The sequence below is a fragment of the Bartonella sp. PS17NMGDW genome, from assembly GCF_042193555.1.
In the GTDB taxonomy this organism is placed as follows: domain Bacteria; phylum Pseudomonadota; class Alphaproteobacteria; order Rhizobiales; family Rhizobiaceae; genus Bartonella; species Bartonella grahamii.
In genome coordinates this window covers 1-19,256 of record NZ_JBHILY010000004.1, presented here as the reverse complement: position 1 = coordinate 19,256, position 19,256 = coordinate 1, and the positions used below count along the sequence as shown (strand labels likewise).

The window sequence follows — 19,256 nt, the reverse complement described above, 5'->3', positions numbered from 1 at the left end:
CTGGGGAGTTTTTTAAATCTTCCATAAACTTTTGTTTTTATCTCATCTATTATCTAGATTTACAACTCTCCAACTCTTCAGGAGGTACTTTATCATGACTGAAATTAAAACGACCTTCGACTTCAAAAATTTTTCTCCTGAAGCTCTCGCTGAAAAGTTAAAAAATCAGCATTTTGCAGACTCTATTGATATCATCAATGACCTCGATATCATGGAACGTGTAACCATTCTTAGTCTTCTGCCTCTTGATTATGTTATCGAACTTTTTGATAAACCAGAGCTTGAGCAACCTGCTTCCATCCTAGAACTTCTCCCTATAAATCGTGCAGTTGAAATTCTTGATGGCATGTCTGCCGATGCTGCTGCGGACGTCTTTCAAGAAATGGATAAAGAAACCCGCACACGACTTTATGCCTTGCTTAAACCCTTAACGCGCGCTGAACTTAAAAAACTCACCAGTTATCCTGATCATACAGCAGGGGCACTGATGACAACAGAGTTTATAGCCGTTCCTTCAAACTGGACTATACAAAAAACGTTGGATCACATTCGTGAGGTCGAGCGAACACGTGAAACCGTTTATACCAGCTATGTAATTGACCCTAAAACAGGTATTCTTCTCAAAGCTGTTTCACTGCGTAACCTTATTCTTGCCTCACCTGATGAACAAATTCTTAATGTCCCTACCCATGACTCGCCCATTACAATATCGCCCTTCACACATCATGAAGATATCGCACGCCTTTTCCAGCGCCATGATCTTCTCTCTGTGCCTGTAGTTGATGAAAGTAACCATGTCATTGGCATTGTAACCGTCGATGACGTGCTTGATACTATGGTTGATGAGATGAATGAAGATGCCTATAAATTTGGGGGTATGGAAGCGCTTAATAAGCCCTATATGCAAATTAAATTTCCTGAAATGATGAAAAAACGTGGCGGATGGCTCGCTTTACTCTTTGTCGGTGAAATGCTGACAGCAAGTGCTATGCAACATTTCGAAACAGAACTCGAAAAAGCGATTATTCTTACACTGTTCATACCTCTCATTATGAGCTCAGGAGGAAATTCCGGCTCACAGGCTACATCCCTTATTATCCGTGCATTGGCTTTACGTGAACTCACGTTGAAAGACTGGTGGAAAGTGTTCATTCGTGAAATTCCAACAGGACTATCTCTTGGTCTCTTACTCGGAATTATTGGCATTACGCGCATTGCTCTTTGGCAACAATTCGGTATCTACGACTATGGGCAACATTGGATTGCTGTTTCGACAACAGTAGGTACAGCTTTAGTCGGAATCGTTACCTTTGGTTCTCTTTCTGGATCTATGCTGCCTTTTATTCTTAAAGGTTTAAAATTTGATCCAGCAAGTGCTTCTGCTCCTTTTGTGGCAACTTTAGTAGATGTCATGGGCATTATAATCTATTTCTCTGTAGCTTCCATCATTTTGTCAGGAACTCTTCTTTAAACATGTAAAGTAGAAACTCTTTCTTCTGGAAAGACTTTGTCATGTAACCTAAGATCTTTCCAGAAGAGAATAAGCTCCATTAATTTATTTTCTAGCGCACCGCTCCATAAACAATTTATTATTTTTATTGAATAACAGCTCCGAATATCGTGAATTTGCCTCATCATAAAGCTTCTCATATTAAATCAATTAAAGTCATCTTCTTGCCAGTCACAAACGGGATTGGTGTATAGCTAAAAACTATTCAAGAAAAAAATTAAATACTCCTTATATCCTCTCTCTCGTATCAAAAACTGTTGCAATATTGACAGCTGAGAAAGAATAATAATGATATGCTCTATAGGCTTTATATTTCTTCACAAAGGTGTTGATAGGTATACTATTCACGTATATTACATCATTTATGAGCCCTATCATGGAATGGATTTAGTGTACGTTCAGAAAACTCTCTTAAGTACATGAATATGCAACAACAAGTGTATTCTGTTTGAAGCGTTCTGTTTGGCATGAAAAGCATACTCCTATTAGAGAATGCGATTAACAAAAGTGTGAGGTAATGCACTATCTCCATGGCTTAGAAGATATTGCTTAGATGCTTTTGAAAGCATAAGTTTGGCTTAACGGCAAAGATAAGAATTTTCTTTTGATGCCTTCATCTTCTTTCTAAAAAAGACTGTATTCCGGTTTCATAAATAAATAAATAAAACAGATATAATTCTTGCCCCAATCTGTCATACAAAAGCTAGAACTTCTTATAAAATGCTTAATCGTCTCAATATTTACCTCAAATACACGGTTGCATTAGATCTGGATTTTGATTGACAAGTTATAGAATAAGAAAAAGCTGTGTTAGAATAAAAATATCGTACAGTTGTAATAAATTGGCTATGAATTAAGAGATATTCGGGATTTTTATCAATCTCTTTGCAAAAAAACAACAATAATACGGCTAGCTTTATACTTACTTACTCTTACAAGAGCTCATATAAACTCCTTGTGTCATATTGATAGAAATCAAGTTGACGGTGATTTTTGGGATAATTCTTAACTCGAGAATAGAACATACGTACTATAAAAATCCTTTTACGAAGCTCCAGCAATTGAAGCTTAATAGAGCCTTAAAGACTTGGATAAATAGTTTTGCCATAAAAATATTGCCTCCATCTTCCAAAATTATAAAAAAACATGTAAAAGGTTTTTTAATAGTCAGGCAAAGAATGTAAAGACTTTGCCTCAAATGAAATTTCATTAAACGAAAAGAAGAAAATTTATGCAATTGCGTAACATTGCCATCATTGCCCACGTTGACCATGGGAAAACAACGCTTGTAGACGGACTTCTCAAGCAATCAGGAAACTTCCGTGATAATCAGCGTACAAGCGAACGTATGATGGATTCAAACGATATTGAAAAAGAACGTGGAATTACAATCCTAGCGAAAGTGACATCTGTTGTTTGGAAAGATACTCGAATTAATATTGTTGATACACCAGGACACGCCGACTTTGGCGGAGAAGTTGAACGTATCCTAAATATGGTTGATGGAGCCATTGTACTTGTTGATGCTGCTGAAGGACCAATGCCACAAACAAAATTTGTCGTTGGCAAAGCATTGAAAGTGGGTTTGCGCCCTATTGTTGCTATTAATAAAATTGACCGACCGGATGCACGCGTTGATGAAGTCATTAATGAGGTTTTTGACCTTTTTGCTGCTCTTGACGCAACCGATGAACAGCTTGATTTTCCTATTCTTTATGGATCTGGACGCGATGGATGGATGGCTGAAGCCCCCGAGGGACCAAAAGATCATGGATTAGGTCCTTTATTTGATCTTGTGACACAGCATGTCCCTTCTCCTAGTGTAGCAGAAGGACCGTTCCGCATGATTGGAACTATTCTTGAAGCGGATCCGTTTTTGGGACGAATTATTACAGGGCGGATTCATTCTGGCTCTCTAAAACCCAATCAAAGTGTCAAGGTTCTTGGACAAGATGGAAAACTTTTAGAAACTGGGCGTATTTCAAAAATTTTAGCATTTCGTGGCTTAGAACGGCAACCCATTGAAGAAGGAAGTGCTGGTGATATTGTTGCGATTGCAGGCCTACAAAAAGGTACCGTAGCTGATACTTTCTGTGATCCTGCTGTTAATGAACCCCTTACTGCCCAACCAATTGATCCTCCTACTGTTACTATGAGTTTTCTCGTCAACGATAGTCCCCTTGCTGGAACTGAAGGCGATAAAGTAACAAGTCGTGTCATTCGTGACCGATTGTTAAAAGAAGCAGAAGGCAATGTCGCTCTTAAAATTGAAGAATCAGCCGATAAAGATTCTTTCTACGTTTCAGGGCGAGGAGAATTACAGCTTGCAGTTCTCATTGAAAATATGCGCCGTGAAGGATTTGAGCTTAGTGTTTCACGCCCACGTGTTGTTATGCAAAAAGATGAAAATGGAATAACTCTTGAGCCAATCGAAGAAGTTGTTATCGATGTTGATGAAGAATATTCCGGTACTGTTGTACAAAAAATGTCTGAACGTAAGGGAGAAATGGTGGAATTACGCCCTTCTGGAGGTAATCGTGTCCGCCTTGTCTTTTATGCACCAACCCGAGGACTCATTGGTTATCAATCTGAACTTTTAACGGACACACGTGGTACAGCAATTATGAATCGCCTTTTCCATGCTTATGAACCTTATAAAGGAGACATTGCTGGTCGTGTTAATGGTGTTATGATTTCAAATGACAACGGTGAATCTGTCGCTTATGCTCTTTTTAATCTTGAAGATCGTGGACCTATGATCATCGATGCGGGTGTGAAAGTCTATCAAGGTATGATTATTGGCATCCACTCACGAGATAATGACTTAGAAGTTAATGTGTTAAAAGGAAAAAAACTCACCAATATGCGCGCTTCCGGAAAAGATGAAGCCGTAAAGCTAACGCCTCCCATTAAAATGACATTAGAACGTGCCTTATCGTGGATACAAGATGATGAGCTTGTGGAAGTAACCCCTAAAAATATTCGTCTCCGCAAACTCTATCTTGATCCTAATGAACGTAAACGTTTTGAAAAAACACGTGCATCAATTTCAAGTTAATTTCATAATCTCTTTGGTAAAATACTTAATTGTATTGAGCCTCACTATATCCCAGAAAGGATGTCTCTATGAATATTAAGGAAATACCCGTAGGCAAAAATCCACCAGAAGATATTAACGTTATTGTGGAAGTCTCCCTTGGTGGGCAACCAATAAAATATGAGATGGATAAAAAGTCGGGCGCATTATTTGTTGACCGTTTTCTTCATACATCAATGGTTTATCCTGGAAATTACGGTTTTGTCCCTCATACGCTTTCAGATGACGGTGATCCTATTGATGTCCTTATCTGTAATACCCGTCCACTTATGCCTGGTTGTGTTATCAATGTTCGCCCCATCGGAGCTCTGATGATGGAAGATGATGGTGGTAAAGATGAAAAAATTATTGCCATTCCCACTCCAAAATTAACAAAACGCTATATCAATATTCATGACTATACAGATCTACCCGAGATTACTCTCAAACAAATTGAACATTTCTTCAAGCATTACAAAGATCTGGAACCTGGAAAATGGGCTAAAATTGAAGGATGGCGTGATAAAAACTTTGCTTATGAATTAATTAAGCAAGCTGTTGAGCGCAATAAAAAAATATAACGATTTTAATAAAATAAAGCCTGTTTTTATAATAGGCTTTATTATTTATTTTTTCTACGAGATGCAATCTCTAAAGGATTGCCATATCTGCTTTAACTCTTCTAAATGTGTTGAAAAGTAAAGTTGTTTGTAGCGAGATATTGCGCCATTTTTCAGAGAAATAGAAGAAGACGGTATTCTCCACTGCTTCGCAAGAAATTTAATGAGAGCTTTATTCGCTTTTCCATCTTCAGGAACAGCACGAAGGCGTATAACCAGATATTGTTTTTCACCATCTCTACATTCAACCCCTATTATTTTGTCAACAGATGATTTGGGAATGAGATATACAAACAAAATCAAGTTATTTTTATCAACTTGATAAAACATGTATTCGCCTCAAATAATATTTCTATAAATACATGTTTGCGTAAACGCGCCACATGAAATTACGAATAAAATAAATAATAATGAACACTACAATAGGTGAAATATCAATTGTTCCAAAATTTGGTAAAATTTGCCGGATACGGCTTAGAACAGGATTTGTAAGACGATTTAGAAAGCTTCCTATCAAAACAACAAAGCGATTGCGCGAATTTATAATATTAAAGACATAAAGCCAAGAAAAAATAACACTAGCGATTAAAATATCAATATAAATATCAAAAATCAAATCAATCGTCCGAAGCAATGCATAAATCATGCGTGATCCCTTTCAATCAAGGAAACAGAAGAGCGTATAGAAAACCTTCATTAAAGCAGGTTTGTGTATCAAAAAATGGTTTTATACTTCAATACTCTTTTTTCTTGAATAAAAACCAGACATCTAAATTCTTCATCTCTCTATTTAATGACGATGCAGCTAGAAAACAAATATCAAAATTAAAAATAGCACATGAAAATAGAAGAAACAGCAAAAAATCTGAATATCCCTTATAGGATTAATCTTAAATCTCATCGTTTTAATTATTAATATATAAAAAACAAACAAAATAAAAACGGCCTTTTAAAGGCCGCTTTTATTTTTAAAATTATTTCTGCAAAGCAGTCAAACGGTTAAGAGCACTGCTAAAACCATTGAGCTGAACAAATAAATCATTCAAAGCTGGTTCACCTGCAGCAGCAATTGTCATTGCCAACTTTAACTGTTTTCCAGAACGTAAAGCTGCTACGTGATTTTTGTCAAAAACGACAGGAACCATGCAACCTGCTGGTACACAAGTCCGAATACCAGTTTCGATAACAGCTTTTCCCTCATCAACTTGTAAACGAACAGGCTTAGAGACCAAAATACCAAAAGGAACTGTTAAATTACCAGATACAACACCCTCAGCATCGAGAGTAAGGCCCATAGCCACAACAACACGCCCCTGCTCATTCACTTCTTGACGGTGCATAAAACAAATTCTTTTCCCTTCTTGTATACCACAGTTAATAGTCCATAAACCGTAGGTTTCAGTCAAAGAAGAAGCTCCATTTGGCAATGTCGCTGCCGCATCTTTTGATGCAGGAGGCTTTGAACTTGTTGCAAATGCAACAGATGAAATACTCAAGAGAGTAAAAACTATAAGTAAATTAAATAACTTTTTCATTTTATATTCCTGTTCTTTACGTAAAAGAGAAACATGTTTATTATTTATTATAATATAAAGCATCTTAATAAAAAAAGCTTTCTCATCATCATATAGCTTTTATAATGGTCTAAGGCTACCTCGAAATTCGCTGACCACTTTCGTATAAACGTGCTTTTTAAAAGAAACAGCAATCAACGGAAGGGTTTCTAGATCGATCCATTTCCATTGATCGAATTCCGCTTTATTGCCCTCTGGTGGCGGGTTAATCGCAATTTCAGAAAGCTTTCCCGTAAACTGGAAAGCAAACCACTTTTGTATTTGCCCACGATACTTATTGCTTAATGTGCACCCAATAAGTTCTTGTGGAAAATCATAGTGGAACCAATTTTGTGCTTCTTTAATTAACTTTACAGATCGAATACCCGTTTCTTCATAAAGTTCACGATATGCTGCATCCAATGGTTTTTCATCTTCATCAATCCCTCCTTGAGGAAGCTGCCAACGATGAGATATTTCAATATCTGCATGAATGGGCATCTTTAAACGACGCCCAACCCACACTTTACCCTCATGGTTAAAGACAACAATCCCAACACATTTGCGATATGGAAGAATCTTCAAATCAATACCTGCATCCATTTAATATTCCTCAAAATCGCAAGCTATAGATATCATTTCTCACTTTAACACATCCTTATTGGGATCTGGTGGAAATGCTGCATTTGCCATTTCACCTCGTAACAGCTTATAGGCCTCATTCAATTGAATATCATCTTTAGGGTCTTTCGGAACAAAAGCAGCTGAACCAGATCCTTTATTACTCTCTCGTTTTCCTTTGATATGTCCTTTTAATGCAGACTCACCAACTTTTACATCATAACCCTTATATTTTTCAGGGAGTGGTTGCTCTACAATAATATCAGGCGTAATCCCTGTCCCTTGAATAGAAGTGCCAGATGGCGTGTAATAAAGTGCTGTTGTTAAGCGTAAAGCTCCATTTTCACCCAAAGGAATAATTGTTTGAACAGATCCTTTACCAAAAGACTGCGTCCCTAAAATTGTTGCACGACGATGATCTTGTAATGCACCAGCAACAATTTCAGAAGCACTTGCCGAACCACCATTAATAAGGACAATGAGCGGTTTTCCACTGATGACATCACCTGGCTTCGCATCAAATCTTGTCACATCACTCTTTTTGCGCCCACGAGTCGACACAATTTCACCTTTATTGAGAAAAGCACTCGAAACACTAACAGCTTGATCTAAAAGCCCACCCGGATTAAGCCGCAAATCAAGGACGTAACCTTTTAGCTTATCTTCAGGAATTTTAGATTGGATATCTTTAATTGCCGCCAGAAGATTATTCAATGTCTGCTCAGAAAACTGGATAACTCTTAAATATCCAATGTCACCCTCAACCCGATATTTCACCGCTTTTACTTTGATAATATCACGAACAATCTTCACTTCAAATGGCTTATCAACGCCAGAACGAATAATTGTTAAGGTAATTGGTGTTCCAGGAGCACCTCGCATCTTATTAACAGCTTCATTCAATGTTTGACCATTCGTTTGTACATCATCAATTTTTGAAATAAGGTCTCCTGCCAGAATACCTGCTTTTGAAGCGGGAGTATCATCCATTGGTGAAACAACTTTAATTAAGTTTTTTTCCATAGTGACCTCAATACCAAGACCTCCGAACTCTCCTTTCGTAGAATCCCGCATATCCTTGGCTTCTTCAGCATTCAAATAAGATGAATGAGGGTCCAGTGATGTGAGCATGCCATTGATAGCATTTTCAATAAGCTTTTTATCATCTGGAACTGTAACGTATTGCATACGCACGCGCTCAAAAACATCGCCAAATATAGCTAGCTTTTTATATGCATTATCTTCATTATTTGCAGCAACAGACTGCACCATAATCATTGAACAGGCGCCGAGCAATACCCCAGCGACCAAAAGAATAACTTTACGAATCATTTTGGCTCCTTCTTATTTTTTCAGTCTGCCACCAAGGAGTTGGATTTACAGGTTTTCCCTGCTTTCTAAACTCAATGTAAAGCATTGGAGAAGTTTTTCCTATATCCAATGCAACACTGTTTGAAATAAATTGCATCTCCATTATACCCAGAGGCTCACCTGAAAGAACAAACTGCCCCTGTTTTACATTAATTCTCGACATTCCAGTAAGAATGATATGATAACCATTTCCAACATTGAGAATAATTAACTGTCCGTAAGAACGAAATGGCCCAGCAAAAGCAACAAAAGCATCCACAGGTGATATAACAACAGCTCCTGACTCTGTTTCTATCGTTTCACCAAAGCGCGTAATCTGCGAATTCTTGTTAGAGTGATGTATTCTTTTTCCTGAAACAGGAAAAAGTAAAGAACCTTTTCGGCTTTCAAAATTGGACTGTTCTAACAATTGCAAACTTTTCCGTACCTGTACTGATGCATCAGAGTTAAGTTTTGACTGACGGTCGAGCTCTAAAATCAATTCTTCCAAAGACTGCGCTTTTTTAGCAAGAGCAATATTCTTTTGTTGTTGTTCTGTAAGTTCTTTTTCTGATTTTTTTTGTAGTTTATTTTTTTTGTCTAATAAAAGCTCTAGACGTTTTCGCTGCTCTGCTTGATTTTGCAGTTTTGTCTTTAACGCCGTATATTCCGTAGTAATGGAATTACTCAAATTGGTCAACTCCTTGAGTTTCTGTGTTAAATCTCGCGTTTTCTCCTGCATCTGAGGAATAACAGTACCTAATAAAACAGAACTACGTATAGAAGCCAACGCGTCCTCTGGCTGTATCATAAGAGCAGGAGGTGGATTCAATCCCATACGTTCCAAAATTGCAAGAACTTCCGCAAATTCAGCGCGACGACTTTTTAAACTTTGATAGACTTGTACCCGCTCTTCTATCATTTTTTTAAGCTTTTCTTCCCTTTTAGCAATATCATCTGCTACTGTACGTTCTTCTTTAGCCGCCTTTATGAGTGCATCACTCAAAACACGTTGATCTTTTTTTAAATGCTCAACTTGATGCGTAAGAAAAGCAACACGCTCACGCGAAAGTGAAATATTTTGGCGAATTTCTCCTAATTCTTTATGTGCTTGCGTACTCCTCATTGTATCTTCCGCATGTGATACAGAAAAGCAAAAAAACATACTCAAGAGCAAAATGACAAATATCACGCACTCCCCATATAAATATAGCATCTTTCTATGAAGAAGCTTTTTCATTTGCCCAACCATGACACCTCATCGTATACATTAGAGATGCTTTAAATGGTGTCAGCTAAAACAATATTAATAAATATATAAATAAGTGCTAAAAATTGCACAAAAATATTAAAAACGATGATACGGATGATTATTTTCAATTGTCACAGCGCGGTAAAGTTGTTCTGTAAGAAGAATACGTGCAATTTGATGTGTCCACGTCATCAAACCAAAAGATAAAAGAAAATCAGCATGCTTCCTTATTTGTTCATTATGCCCATCAGGTCCTCCCAAAGCAATAACAACATCTCGAATGCCTTCATCACGATAACATCTCAATTTTTCAGAAAAAGAAGTTGAAGAAATCGATTCTCCACGCTCATCTAACACAATTAATCGACATTTTTCAGGTAAAAATTCAATAAGTTTTCTCCCCTCTTCCTCCATACGTTGACACGCTGTTTGAGCACGACTTTCTGGTATCTCTTGTAACTTTTTTAAATGAAAGCCTACAACTCCAGAAATTTTAGAAAAACGATCCAAATAATGCTGAACTAATTTTTGCTCCGCCCCACTTTTCATACGACCAACCGCAAAAATAGAAATTTGCATTTTAATGATCTCCGAAGAAACGCAAAGCTGTATCGTTTAAATCCGGAGTCATCCATATTTTTTCTAAATTATAAAAAAGACGAATTTCTGGACGAAAAAGATGAGTGATAATATCACCTGTATCAATCAATACCCAGTCACCTCCAGCAAGCCCTTCTACACGCGCAAGCCCCTGCCCACTATCTTTCCAAGTATGTAATAAATGATCAGCAACAGAAGATACATGACGCTGCGAATTTGCTGAAGCTATGACCATATAATCAGCCAAAGATGACTTTCCTCGAATATCAATAGTAACAATATCTTCTGCTTTTGTATCTTCTAAACTCTTGAGAATAACTTCAAGACTCTCACTAACAGAAAAAACTTTTTTTTCTTTTGAAAGCATACTATCGCAAGAGTGTTTGTGTGCAATGTTTTTCAGATCAATATCCTTTCTTATCGTTGTGGAATCTAAAAAAGAGATTTCTCTAAAGAGAAGCAGAATCTTATGAAATATTCAAGAAAAATCATTCTTTTTCAAACGCAGGTTTGTTGAAGATTGAAAAGATAAAGGTCCATGCAAATAAGTCCAAACTGGTGGCTTTATAAAAGGTAATCGCTTACTTTCTCTCTCATCCAAACGAAAACGACGATAAATATGTGCCATAGGAGAAGAAAGTGCTGACCGATTGCCTAAAGGACGATCAATAATCGCAATAGGAAGCATAGAAACGATATCATGCCATCGATACCAATGATGTATCGTCGTAAAACTATCTGCCCCCATAATCCATACGAAATTTACGTCACTATAATGGGTAAGAATATGAAAAATTGTATCTACTGATACTTTACTCCCTATAGCCTGTTCAAAACCTGTTAAGCGAATTTTCGGGTGGTCAATAAGTTTAAAACTTAATTGCATTCTCTCCTCTAAAGAGAGCAACTGTGTACAATCCTTTAAAGGATTTCCTGGAGTGATCATCCACCATAACTGATCAAGATGCAAACGCCGAATGGCAATTTTTGCAACAAGAAGATGCCCCGCATGCGGTGGATTAAAGGAACCACCAAAAAGACCCACAACATTGGATCTTTCAACATGTGGCATACAATTTTTCCATGGAAAAAATGGTGTTCTCAAGCTCTAACCTGACCATTTCCTTTAACATGATATTGAAATGAAGTTAGCTGTTCAACACCTATCGGGCCACGTGCATGCATTTTTCCTGTTGCGATACCAATTTCCATTCCAAAACCAAATTCACCTCCATCAGCAAATTGTGTGGACGCATTGTGCAGCAAAATAGCTGAATCTAAATGATTAAAAAATTTCTTTACCACTTCCAAATCCTCAGCAATAATCGATTCCGTATGTCCTGATGAATAACGCTTGATATGAGAAATGGCTCCCTCAACACCCTCAACCGTTTTAACAGAAAGAATAGCATCAAGATATTCATGTGACCAATCTTCTTCAGAAGCTAATTTGACATCTGGCATAAGAAAAACAATATCTTCTGTGGCACGAATTTCACACCCCTTTTCCTGTAAAGCAGTTAAAACAGGAAGAAATTTTTTTAATGCTTGGCTGTCAATGAGAACTGTCTCAACAGCACCGCATATCCCTGTCCGCCGCAACTTTGCATTTAAAATAATATTGCGTGCCATATCTAAATTTGCCGATTTATCAATATAAATATGACAAAGTCCCTCCAGATGAGCAAAAATTGGAACACGTGCATCAGACTGAACACGGGCAACAAGGCTCTTTCCACCACGTGGTACGATCACATCAATCGCTCCATCCAATCCTTTGAGCATTTCCCCAACGGCAGCGCGATCTGTCGTTCCAACCATTTGGATAGCATCTTTAGGTAAACCAGAGCGTTCTAAACCTTGTACCAAAGCTAAATGAAGAGCATGAGAAGAATGAAAGCTATCCGAACCACCGCGCAAAATCGCAGCATTACCTGCTTTTAAACACAAAGCACTCGCATCAACTGTAACATTTGGACGACTTTCATAAATAATACCAATCACACCAAGAGGTGTTCGTACACGACTTATATGAAGCCCATTTGGACGTTGCCACGCACTCATGACCTGTCCAACAGGATCAGATAAACGAGCAACTTGGCGAACACTGTCTATCATTGCACGTAAACGCAAGTCATCTAATTTTAGCCGATCAATCATTGCAGCTTTCAAATTATTCTGAGCAGCATTCTCTAAATCTTGACAATTCGCTCGTAAAATTTCATCTGATTGAGCCTCTAGACTTAAAGCGATCATTTCCAATGCATTATTCTTTTGCTCAGAAGAAGCAACGGCCAACGCTGCAGCGGCATAGCGTGCTTTTTGTCCCATATCTTTCATTTGTTCTTCTAAAGTCATCGTATCATCCACTCTGCGAAAACAATAAAAACAAAAGTAACTTTTTTAAACAGAATTGATCAAGCAACGTACAATCATATCATTACGATGCACCATAGCAGAACGCGCCTCATACCCAAGAATAGCTTCAATTTCTTCACTTTTATGTCCCATAATACGTACAGCTTCATCTTTGTCATAGCTTACAAGCCCACGCGCAATCTCAACCCCATTTGTATCAATAATTGCAACCGTATCCCCACGCTGGAAATTTCCCTCAACGCCAATAACCCCTGCTGCTAATAACGATTTTCCTGTTTCAAGAGCCCTAATGGCTCCTTGATCAATCGTCAAAACACCAGATGGATCTAAATGACCAGAAATCCATGTTTTCCAAGCATTGACAGATTTCTTACTTGCCGCAAAAAAACTCTTGCGTTCACCTTTGTCAATTGCAGCAAGAGGATTCATACGCTTGCCTGAGGTGATAATCATCGCCGTTCCAGCAGCATTAGCTATCTTTCCAGCATCAAGCTTGGTCTTCATTCCTCCCCGTGAAAACTCTGAAACAGCAACATCTGCCATTTTTTCGATATCATGCGTAATGGATGCAACAAAAGGTATAAATTCAGCCGTAGGATCACTATGGGGAGACTTTGTATAAAGACCATCAATATCGGATAAAAGTATTAAAAGATCTGCCCTCACCATTGTTGCCACACGTGCAGCTAAACGATCATTATCACCATAACGAATTTCAGTTGTTGCAACAGTATCATTCTCATTAATAACAGGCACAGCTCCTAAATATAAAAGCATCTCAATCGTTGCACGTGCATTGAGATAACGCCTTCGCTCCTCCGTATCAAATAAAGTGAGCAAAATTTGGCCTGTTTTGAGCCCATGTTGAGCAAGCGCATCCCCATAGGTTTTTGCTAACTCAATTTGCCCCAAAGCAGCACATGCCTGACTTTCTTCCAATTTCAAAGCCCCCTTAGGAAGCTGTAGCAATGTCCTTCCTAAAGCAATAGCACCTGAAGACACCAACAATATCTCTACGCCTTTTTTGTGCAATTCAACAACATCATTGATCAAGCTTTTAAGCCATTCAACGCGTAAACCCGTCTGTGGATCAACCAAAAGTGCAGATCCAATCTTGACCACGATACGTTTATAGTGTGTAAGTTTTTGCGATCCAACAGCCATCTCAATCAACCTTGCTATCCCCACTAATCTCCTCTTTGCGTGACATTTCAATAATACGTGCACCAGCACGCAGCACATTTTCTAAACCTTCGCGGCTAACCGCAGAAAACATCATAACAGGTTGATCCGCTGCTCTTTGCAAAGCTTCCCGTTTAGCTTCACGCTCTTCAATTGTCAGAGTATCTATCTGGCTTAAAGCAACAATTTCAGTTTTATCACTTAGATTATTTCCATATGCCTCAAGTTCATGACGCACAATTTGATATGCTTTTGCTACATCTTCTTCTTGAGAAGAAATTAGATGAAGCAGTACGCGACAACGTTCCACATGTCCTAAAAAACGATCTCCAATTCCCACACCTTCATGCGCTCCTTCAATTAATCCTGGAATATCAGCCAAAACAAATTCACGACCATCAATACGTACAACACCAAGATGAGGATGTAGAGTGGTAAAAGGATAATCTGCAACTTTTGGTTTTGCAGCCGTTACAGAAGCTAAAAAAGTTGATTTTCCAGCATTGGGTAAACCAATAAGCCCAGCATCAGCAATTAACTTCAAACGAAGCCATACTGCACGCTCTTCTCCAGTCAAACCTGGATTTGCACGACGCGGTGCCCGATTTGTTGATGTTGTAAAATGCAGATTACCAAAACCGCCATTCCCTCCTTTTGCAAGACGATAGCGCTGTCCCACTTCTGTTAAATCACAGATTAACGTTGTATTATCTTCTTCAAAAATTTGCGTCCCAACCGGAACTTTAAGGATGACATCATCACCCTTTTCACCCGTCATATTACGACCCTTGCCATGCCCCCCTGTTTTTGCTTTAAAATGCTGTTGGTAGCGATAATCAATCAGCGTGTTAAGCCCATCAACAACAAGAGCCCAAACATCACCACCCCGTCCTCCATTCCCCCCATCAGGTCCCCCAAATTCTATGAATTTTTCACGACGAAATGATACTGCTCCAGAACCTCCGTTACCAGAACGAATATAAACCTTAGCTTGATCAAGAAATTTCATTGGAAGCACTCTCTGAGGAATCAATCTCTCTACCTCTATAGGCAATACATTAGTTTTACCAGTTTTTCATCATTGATAACAAAAAAACTGTCAATATCGCCGATAACTCTTTGAGAAAAAAATCATCACATCTAAATAGGTTAAGTGAAGTTAAGTCTTCTTAAAAGAAGGCGCTATTCTTGTATTTTTGTTTTTCCCTTAAATTCAAGTGCTAGAAGATAAAGCTCTACTGATTCTGATCGGCTTGCGGGCGGTTTAACATGATAAACTTTTTTAAAATGCTGTTTCAATATCGTGAGAAGAGTGTTTTCTGCTCCTCCTTGAAAAGCCTTTGCTAAAAAATGTCCCCCAGGCTTAAGAACCGAAAGAGCAAAATCAGCCGCAACTTCACATAAATAAATCGTTCTTAAATGATCCGTCTGACGATGACCTGTTGTTGGTGCTGCCATATCAGAAAGAACCACATCCGGTTTGGTCCCTAAAGTTTCAATTAATTTCTGCGGTGCATCTGTATGCAAAAAATCCATTTCCAACATGGCAACTCTAGGCAATGGATCAACATGTAAATAATCAATACCAACAACGCTAGGATCTTCATCACTTGACCCTACTATACGCTCAGCCACCTGACACCAGCCCCCAGGTGCTGCTCCTAGATCAATAACCTTTTGACCTTTTTTCAAAAACCTATAACGCTCATTAATTTCAATGAGTTTATAAGCCGCACGCGAACGATAACCATCTACTTTTGATTGATGAACATAAGGATCATTCAGATGCCTCTCTAACCATCGTCGTGATGAAGCTTTAATGGTTCCTGCTTTCTTTTTTACGCGCTGATATAATTCATGTGACCCTGAACCTCCATAGCCACCTCTCGGTGTTTTTGTTGTTTTTTTCATCGTTATTCATTGTCTCCATATTTAATTCTCTAACGCTTGGAACCTCTGCTCTTTCTATGACGACACCATACCCCATCGCGTAACATCAGATCTATCAAAATTCCTTCCCTTAATCCACGATCAGCAACTCTTAAACGCTGGCTTGGCCAAACTTCCCGAATAACATCTAAAATTGCACAACCAGCTAAAACTAAATCTGCTCTCTCGCGCCCAATAAAAGGACTTATGACACGTTTTTCTATATCCCATGATAATAGGCGTTGTGTCATAAGTGTAATATCTGCATCATTCATCCAAATGCCATCCACTTTTTTCCTATCATAACGCTCTAAATTAAGATACATTCCTGCTAAAGTCGTAACCGTACCAGAAGTTCCCAAAAGATGAAACTTCGAACCTTGCGCTAACTCTCCTAATTTATGACGATCTGAAAAATTATTTAACAACCCTCGCACATAGCTTTTCATTTTTTCAAAATCGTCTAAGCTAATATCATTCCCTCCAAAACGTTCAGCAAGCGTAACAACACCAACGGGAAGAGAAGTCCAAGCGATAATTTGTCTAGCTAAACGAAAAGAACGCTTTTGAGAAACATCTAGTAGCACAATTTCTGATGATCCTCCTCCAATATCAAAAAGCACAATTGCGTCAGTATTTGGTTCAACAAGTGTACTACACCCTGTAACAGCAAAACGCGCTTCTGTTTGCCGATCAACAATTTCCAATTCAAGACCTGTCTCCTCCAAAACACGCTGAATAAAATGTCTACCATTTTCTGCAGAACGACAAGCTTCTGTTGCAATCAAGCGATAACACTTAATATGCCTTTGTTTTAGCTTTAAATGACAAATCTTTAATGCTTCAATCGCACGATCCATAGCTCGTGTATTAAGAAAACCGTTATTTATTAAACCTTCTCCCAATCTTACAATACGAGAAAAAGCATCAACAACACGAAAATATCCAGGTTTACTGGGAGATGCGATAAGAAGACGACAATTATTCGTTCCGAGATCGAGTGCAGCATAAAGAGGTGGAGATTTTACTGGAGGGAACCGTCGAAGAAAAGGCGCTTTGAGTTTTTTTGTTTTTTGAGCACCTATCATTATCTGACTATGAAACTCAAAAGCTGTCTCAGATTGAACAAAAGCCTGTTTCTGTTCATAATGTTTTTTTCTCTGTTGTCTCTTTATATCAACAAAGACAGAGTATGCCTCTGTTCGTGACAATGCAGAACGATTATTTGTATTACTACCGCCCTGATCATACAACTGATCTGCTTTGGTATCGTATATTTCTCCTCGCTTTAACTCTTTTGAACCATAATTTAACGGGGTCATTTCTTTTATCCCTTGAGCGTTCCCCCCAATAAATAAACGCGAAAACTCTTCTGCTCATTCCTAAATAAAGCAATAATGCAGCATCAAATGATAAATACAAAAAATCATTCTTTCTTTGCCTATCATTAAAATTTTCTACACTAGCATCATTCAGATTTTTGTATAATCTTTTGATTGTTTCCGTAAAATCATGCTTCTCTTTATGTACTTAAAACTATAAATTAATCGTTTACGTTCGCATCAATTTTTATAAATTTTGCTCTTTTCTTTATACCATTTACACGGAGCACACCTCTATTATAACAATACTATTTGCTGACTCTTAAGGTCACAACAACCTATACATTAGTACGGTTTATAAAAAAATTTTTCTTTTTTCAATCTCGTTATCCACACACGAGCCTCGTTTGTTGTATACAATGAAATGGCTTTGATTATGCTGGAATAAAAGTTCCGTAGTACTACAAAATGCAATTACAATAGCTGTTATTTTGTGAATACCAATTAAAACTATCGTTCAAAAAATTCTCTAGGATTATAAATTTATCTAAAAAATATTAATGCTTAATCAGATCGCTCTAAAAATCCATTTAAAGCTTTAAAAAAGAATTTAGCCTACTTATTATTGTAAGGAAGCTATCTTTTTAATTATTTTAAATCGAGTATTGCTAATCTTTTTTACTTTTAATAACTAACGAAATCACTCTTTAAGCTTTATGGAAATTACTAACTTGAATTTCTATTACATACAAAGAACTTATTGTGACTTTATATTCATAAAACTCTCGCTCTTTCCAATAAATTACCTCTATATCATATTATATAAAAATTCTTACTTATTTGGCCTTATAATTTACACTCAAAAATATAATATAACAATTTATGAAAAATGAATCTTGTTAAAAACACTCGATGGATTCTAAGGACGTAAAGAATTAAGTGCCGCATTTAATCCTTTAAATGGTACAGTAAAAGAAAATACCTTTCCTTCTTTAATTTTATAGGAAATACGTACTTTATTGTCCTGCTCTATTTGTTTAGTCAAAACCGGCCCTACAGGCGATTGTGCCAAACAAACAGTTTCATTGCATTGCGTATAATGAATAAGAACAGGTTTTTTAACACCTTTTACAAACATTTGAATCGGAACATTTATATCAGAATTTGGCAATGTCCGAAAAAGCATCACTGCTTGACCACTTGTCGTAGACACAAGAGACCAACTAAAAATGGTATTTCCTTCTTGATCATGAACAGTCTGTGTCACATTACATATACCTTGCTTATGTTTAAGCTTTTGTTTTTCGTCACAAATCAAAGTCCAGTCATAAAACTGCATAATAATTCGACGTGTTTCACCAGGTTCTCCCTTAGGTATCGATAAGTGCGGTGGATGCACTGTATAAATATTATTGTTCTCATTAGCAAAGCTTTCGCTCTTGCCTATTAAGGCAAGAGCAAACAAAACCTTTACTAACATACTTCTCTTTTTTACAATAACAGCCATTTTTTCTATTATCATCTCAACCTCAGAGTAATTCCAGCACCTATCCCCCAGTGACCTCCAGCACTCGTAATAGATACATTCGAGCGAATATTTCCATCTTCAGATGTATAACCAGCCCCAATAGCAAATGCGGATTGACTACGCCATAAACCACTACCAAATGAAACACTTAAAGATCCTGGTATATCATAGTAACGTAAGTTTGACACCGCTAGACCAATCGCTGCAGCTTGTCTTGCCTCTTTTCGAACATCCTCAATAGCATAATTTAACGTTTCAAACTTCATATCCGTATACGAATTAGCCTCATTAACTCCATCTTTTACAATATGAGAAACTTTCTCATCCGTATACT

General features: G+C 37.6%; 19 protein-coding genes. 3 read left to right on the top strand and 16 right to left on the bottom strand.

Translation table 11 applies throughout. The features are described from left to right. The first annotated feature begins 94 nt into the window (after positions 1-94). The 3 genes from mgtE (at position 95) to ppa (ending at position 5,167) form a co-directional block, all read left to right on the top strand. Positions 95-1,471, top strand: a complete 1,377-nt coding sequence (gene mgtE, locus ACFIJK_RS04030; protein ID WP_012754587.1) for a magnesium transporter — start codon at positions 95-97, stop codon at positions 1,469-1,471. A 1,270-nt stretch (positions 1,472-2,741) separates the two neighbouring features. Further along, the gene (gene typA / locus ACFIJK_RS04025; RefSeq protein ID WP_375626698.1) at positions 2,742-4,568 is read left to right on the top strand and encodes a translational GTPase TypA; all 1,827 of its coding nucleotides are present in this window, start codon (positions 2,742-2,744) and stop codon (positions 4,566-4,568) included. A gap of 68 nt (positions 4,569-4,636) precedes the next feature. Beyond that, on the top strand, positions 4,637-5,167 hold the full coding sequence (gene ppa, locus ACFIJK_RS04020) for an inorganic diphosphatase (protein WP_375626696.1): 531 nt from the start codon (positions 4,637-4,639) through the stop codon (positions 5,165-5,167). A gap of 54 nt (positions 5,168-5,221) precedes the next feature. Here the strand turns inward: ppa and ACFIJK_RS04015 are convergent, their stop codons facing one another. From ACFIJK_RS04015 to ACFIJK_RS03940, 16 genes are all read right to left on the bottom strand, one after another. Beyond that, positions 5,222-5,536: a DUF167 domain-containing protein gene (locus ACFIJK_RS04015; RefSeq protein WP_375625575.1), complete on the bottom strand. Its 315-nt coding sequence runs from the start codon at positions 5,534-5,536 to the stop codon at positions 5,222-5,224. Positions 5,537-5,558: 22 nt separating this feature from the next. Next, entirely contained in the window at positions 5,559-5,852 is a 294-nt protein-coding gene (locus ACFIJK_RS04010; RefSeq protein WP_375626693.1) for a YggT family protein, read from the bottom strand. Positions 5,853-6,180: 328 nt separating this feature from the next. Beyond that, a complete protein-coding gene (locus ACFIJK_RS04005; protein ID WP_375626691.1) occupies positions 6,181-6,741 on the bottom strand; it encodes an invasion associated locus B family protein in 561 nt (186 codons plus the stop codon). Positions 6,742-6,840: 99 nt separating this feature from the next. Continuing rightward, the gene (locus ACFIJK_RS04000) at positions 6,841-7,362 is read right to left on the bottom strand and encodes an RNA pyrophosphohydrolase (protein WP_375626689.1); all 522 of its coding nucleotides are present in this window, start codon (positions 7,360-7,362) and stop codon (positions 6,841-6,843) included. A gap of 39 nt (positions 7,363-7,401) precedes the next feature. After that, the gene (locus tag ACFIJK_RS03995) at positions 7,402-8,712 is read right to left on the bottom strand and encodes a S41 family peptidase (RefSeq protein ID WP_375626687.1); all 1,311 of its coding nucleotides are present in this window, start codon (positions 8,710-8,712) and stop codon (positions 7,402-7,404) included. Then, positions 8,702-9,982 (bottom strand): murein hydrolase activator EnvC family protein, encoded by a 1,281-nt coding sequence (locus ACFIJK_RS03990; protein WP_375626685.1) that lies wholly within the window; start codon positions 9,980-9,982, stop codon positions 8,702-8,704. Before ACFIJK_RS03990 ends, ACFIJK_RS03995 begins: the two co-directional genes overlap by 11 nt. Positions 9,983-10,078: 96 nt before the next feature. Then, positions 10,079-10,561, bottom strand: a complete 483-nt coding sequence (gene rlmH, locus ACFIJK_RS03985) for a 23S rRNA (pseudouridine(1915)-N(3))-methyltransferase RlmH (RefSeq protein WP_375626683.1) — start codon at positions 10,559-10,561, stop codon at positions 10,079-10,081. 1 nt (position 10,562) lies between these two features. Continuing rightward, complete coding sequence (gene rsfS / locus ACFIJK_RS03980) at positions 10,563-10,949, bottom strand: ribosome silencing factor (RefSeq protein ID WP_375626681.1); 387 nt, start codon at positions 10,947-10,949, stop codon at positions 10,563-10,565. A gap of 111 nt (positions 10,950-11,060) precedes the next feature. Then, positions 11,061-11,654, bottom strand: coding sequence for a nicotinate-nucleotide adenylyltransferase (locus ACFIJK_RS03975; RefSeq protein ID WP_375626679.1), 594 nt, complete (start codon positions 11,652-11,654; stop codon positions 11,061-11,063). Positions 11,655-11,683: 29 nt separating this feature from the next. After that, positions 11,684-12,940: a glutamate-5-semialdehyde dehydrogenase gene (locus tag ACFIJK_RS03970; RefSeq protein WP_375626677.1), complete on the bottom strand. Its 1,257-nt coding sequence runs from the start codon at positions 12,938-12,940 to the stop codon at positions 11,684-11,686. 45 nt (positions 12,941-12,985) lie between these two features. Continuing rightward, positions 12,986-14,125, bottom strand: a complete 1,140-nt coding sequence (gene proB, locus ACFIJK_RS03965; protein WP_375626675.1) for a glutamate 5-kinase — start codon at positions 14,123-14,125, stop codon at positions 12,986-12,988. A gap of 1 nt (position 14,126) precedes the next feature. Continuing rightward, a complete protein-coding gene (gene obgE / locus ACFIJK_RS03960; RefSeq protein ID WP_375626673.1) occupies positions 14,127-15,152 on the bottom strand; it encodes a GTPase ObgE in 1,026 nt (341 codons plus the stop codon). A 173-nt stretch (positions 15,153-15,325) separates the two neighbouring features. After that, positions 15,326-16,054, bottom strand: a complete 729-nt coding sequence (locus ACFIJK_RS03955; RefSeq protein ID WP_273790641.1) for an RlmE family RNA methyltransferase — start codon at positions 16,052-16,054, stop codon at positions 15,326-15,328. A 29-nt stretch (positions 16,055-16,083) separates the two neighbouring features. Beyond that, the gene (locus ACFIJK_RS03950) at positions 16,084-17,394 is read right to left on the bottom strand and encodes a Ppx/GppA phosphatase family protein (RefSeq protein ID WP_375626670.1); all 1,311 of its coding nucleotides are present in this window, start codon (positions 17,392-17,394) and stop codon (positions 16,084-16,086) included. Positions 17,395-18,313: 919 nt separating this feature from the next. Continuing rightward, positions 18,314-18,916 carry an invasion associated locus B family protein gene (locus tag ACFIJK_RS03945; protein WP_375625562.1) on the bottom strand — a complete coding sequence of 201 codons (603 nt, stop codon included), beginning with the start codon at positions 18,914-18,916 and terminating at the stop codon, positions 18,314-18,316. Continuing rightward, on the bottom strand, positions 18,913-19,256 hold a 344-nt coding region (locus ACFIJK_RS03940; RefSeq protein ID WP_375626668.1), incomplete at its 5' end, for a YadA-like family protein. The genes ACFIJK_RS03945 and ACFIJK_RS03940, both read right to left, overlap by 4 nt.

What these genes read in the sequence shown, in the direction of transcription:
- ppa (WP_375626696.1), top strand. Translation starts at nt 4,637, where the DNA reads ATGAATATTAAGGAAATACCCGTAGGCAAAAATCCACCAGAAGATATT.
- ACFIJK_RS04000 (WP_375626689.1), bottom strand. Translation starts at nt 7,362, where the DNA reads ATGGATGCAGGTATTGATTTGAAGATTCTTCCATATCGCAAATGTGTT.
- ACFIJK_RS03990 (WP_375626685.1), bottom strand. Translation starts at nt 9,982, where the DNA reads ATGGTTGGGCAAATGAAAAAGCTTCTTCATAGAAAGATGCTATATTTA.
- ACFIJK_RS04010 (WP_375626693.1), bottom strand. Translation starts at nt 5,852, where the DNA reads ATGATTTATGCATTGCTTCGGACGATTGATTTGATTTTTGATATTTAT.
- mgtE (WP_012754587.1), top strand. Translation starts at nt 95, where the DNA reads ATGACTGAAATTAAAACGACCTTCGACTTCAAAAATTTTTCTCCTGAA.
- proB (WP_375626675.1), bottom strand. Translation starts at nt 14,125, where the DNA reads ATGGCTGTTGGATCGCAAAAACTTACACACTATAAACGTATCGTGGTC.
- obgE (WP_375626673.1), bottom strand. Translation starts at nt 15,152, where the DNA reads ATGAAATTTCTTGATCAAGCTAAGGTTTATATTCGTTCTGGTAACGGA.
- rlmH (WP_375626683.1), bottom strand. Translation starts at nt 10,561, where the DNA reads ATGCAAATTTCTATTTTTGCGGTTGGTCGTATGAAAAGTGGGGCGGAG.
- ACFIJK_RS03970 (WP_375626677.1), bottom strand. Translation starts at nt 12,940, where the DNA reads ATGACTTTAGAAGAACAAATGAAAGATATGGGACAAAAAGCACGCTAT.
- ACFIJK_RS03945 (WP_375625562.1), bottom strand. Translation starts at nt 18,916, where the DNA reads ATGATAATAGAAAAAATGGCTGTTATTGTAAAAAAGAGAAGTATGTTA.
- ACFIJK_RS04015 (WP_375625575.1), bottom strand. Translation starts at nt 5,536, where the DNA reads ATGTTTTATCAAGTTGATAAAAATAACTTGATTTTGTTTGTATATCTC.
- ACFIJK_RS03950 (WP_375626670.1), bottom strand. Translation starts at nt 17,394, where the DNA reads ATGACCCCGTTAAATTATGGTTCAAAAGAGTTAAAGCGAGGAGAAATA.
- ACFIJK_RS03975 (WP_375626679.1), bottom strand. Translation starts at nt 11,654, where the DNA reads ATGCCACATGTTGAAAGATCCAATGTTGTGGGTCTTTTTGGTGGTTCC.
- ACFIJK_RS03955 (WP_273790641.1), bottom strand. Translation starts at nt 16,054, where the DNA reads ATGAAAAAAACAACAAAAACACCGAGAGGTGGCTATGGAGGTTCAGGG.
- ACFIJK_RS03995 (WP_375626687.1), bottom strand. Translation starts at nt 8,712, where the DNA reads ATGATTCGTAAAGTTATTCTTTTGGTCGCTGGGGTATTGCTCGGCGCC.
- rsfS (WP_375626681.1), bottom strand. Translation starts at nt 10,949, where the DNA reads ATGCTTTCAAAAGAAAAAAAAGTTTTTTCTGTTAGTGAGAGTCTTGAA.
- ACFIJK_RS04005 (WP_375626691.1), bottom strand. Translation starts at nt 6,741, where the DNA reads ATGAAAAAGTTATTTAATTTACTTATAGTTTTTACTCTCTTGAGTATT.
- typA (WP_375626698.1), top strand. Translation starts at nt 2,742, where the DNA reads ATGCAATTGCGTAACATTGCCATCATTGCCCACGTTGACCATGGGAAA.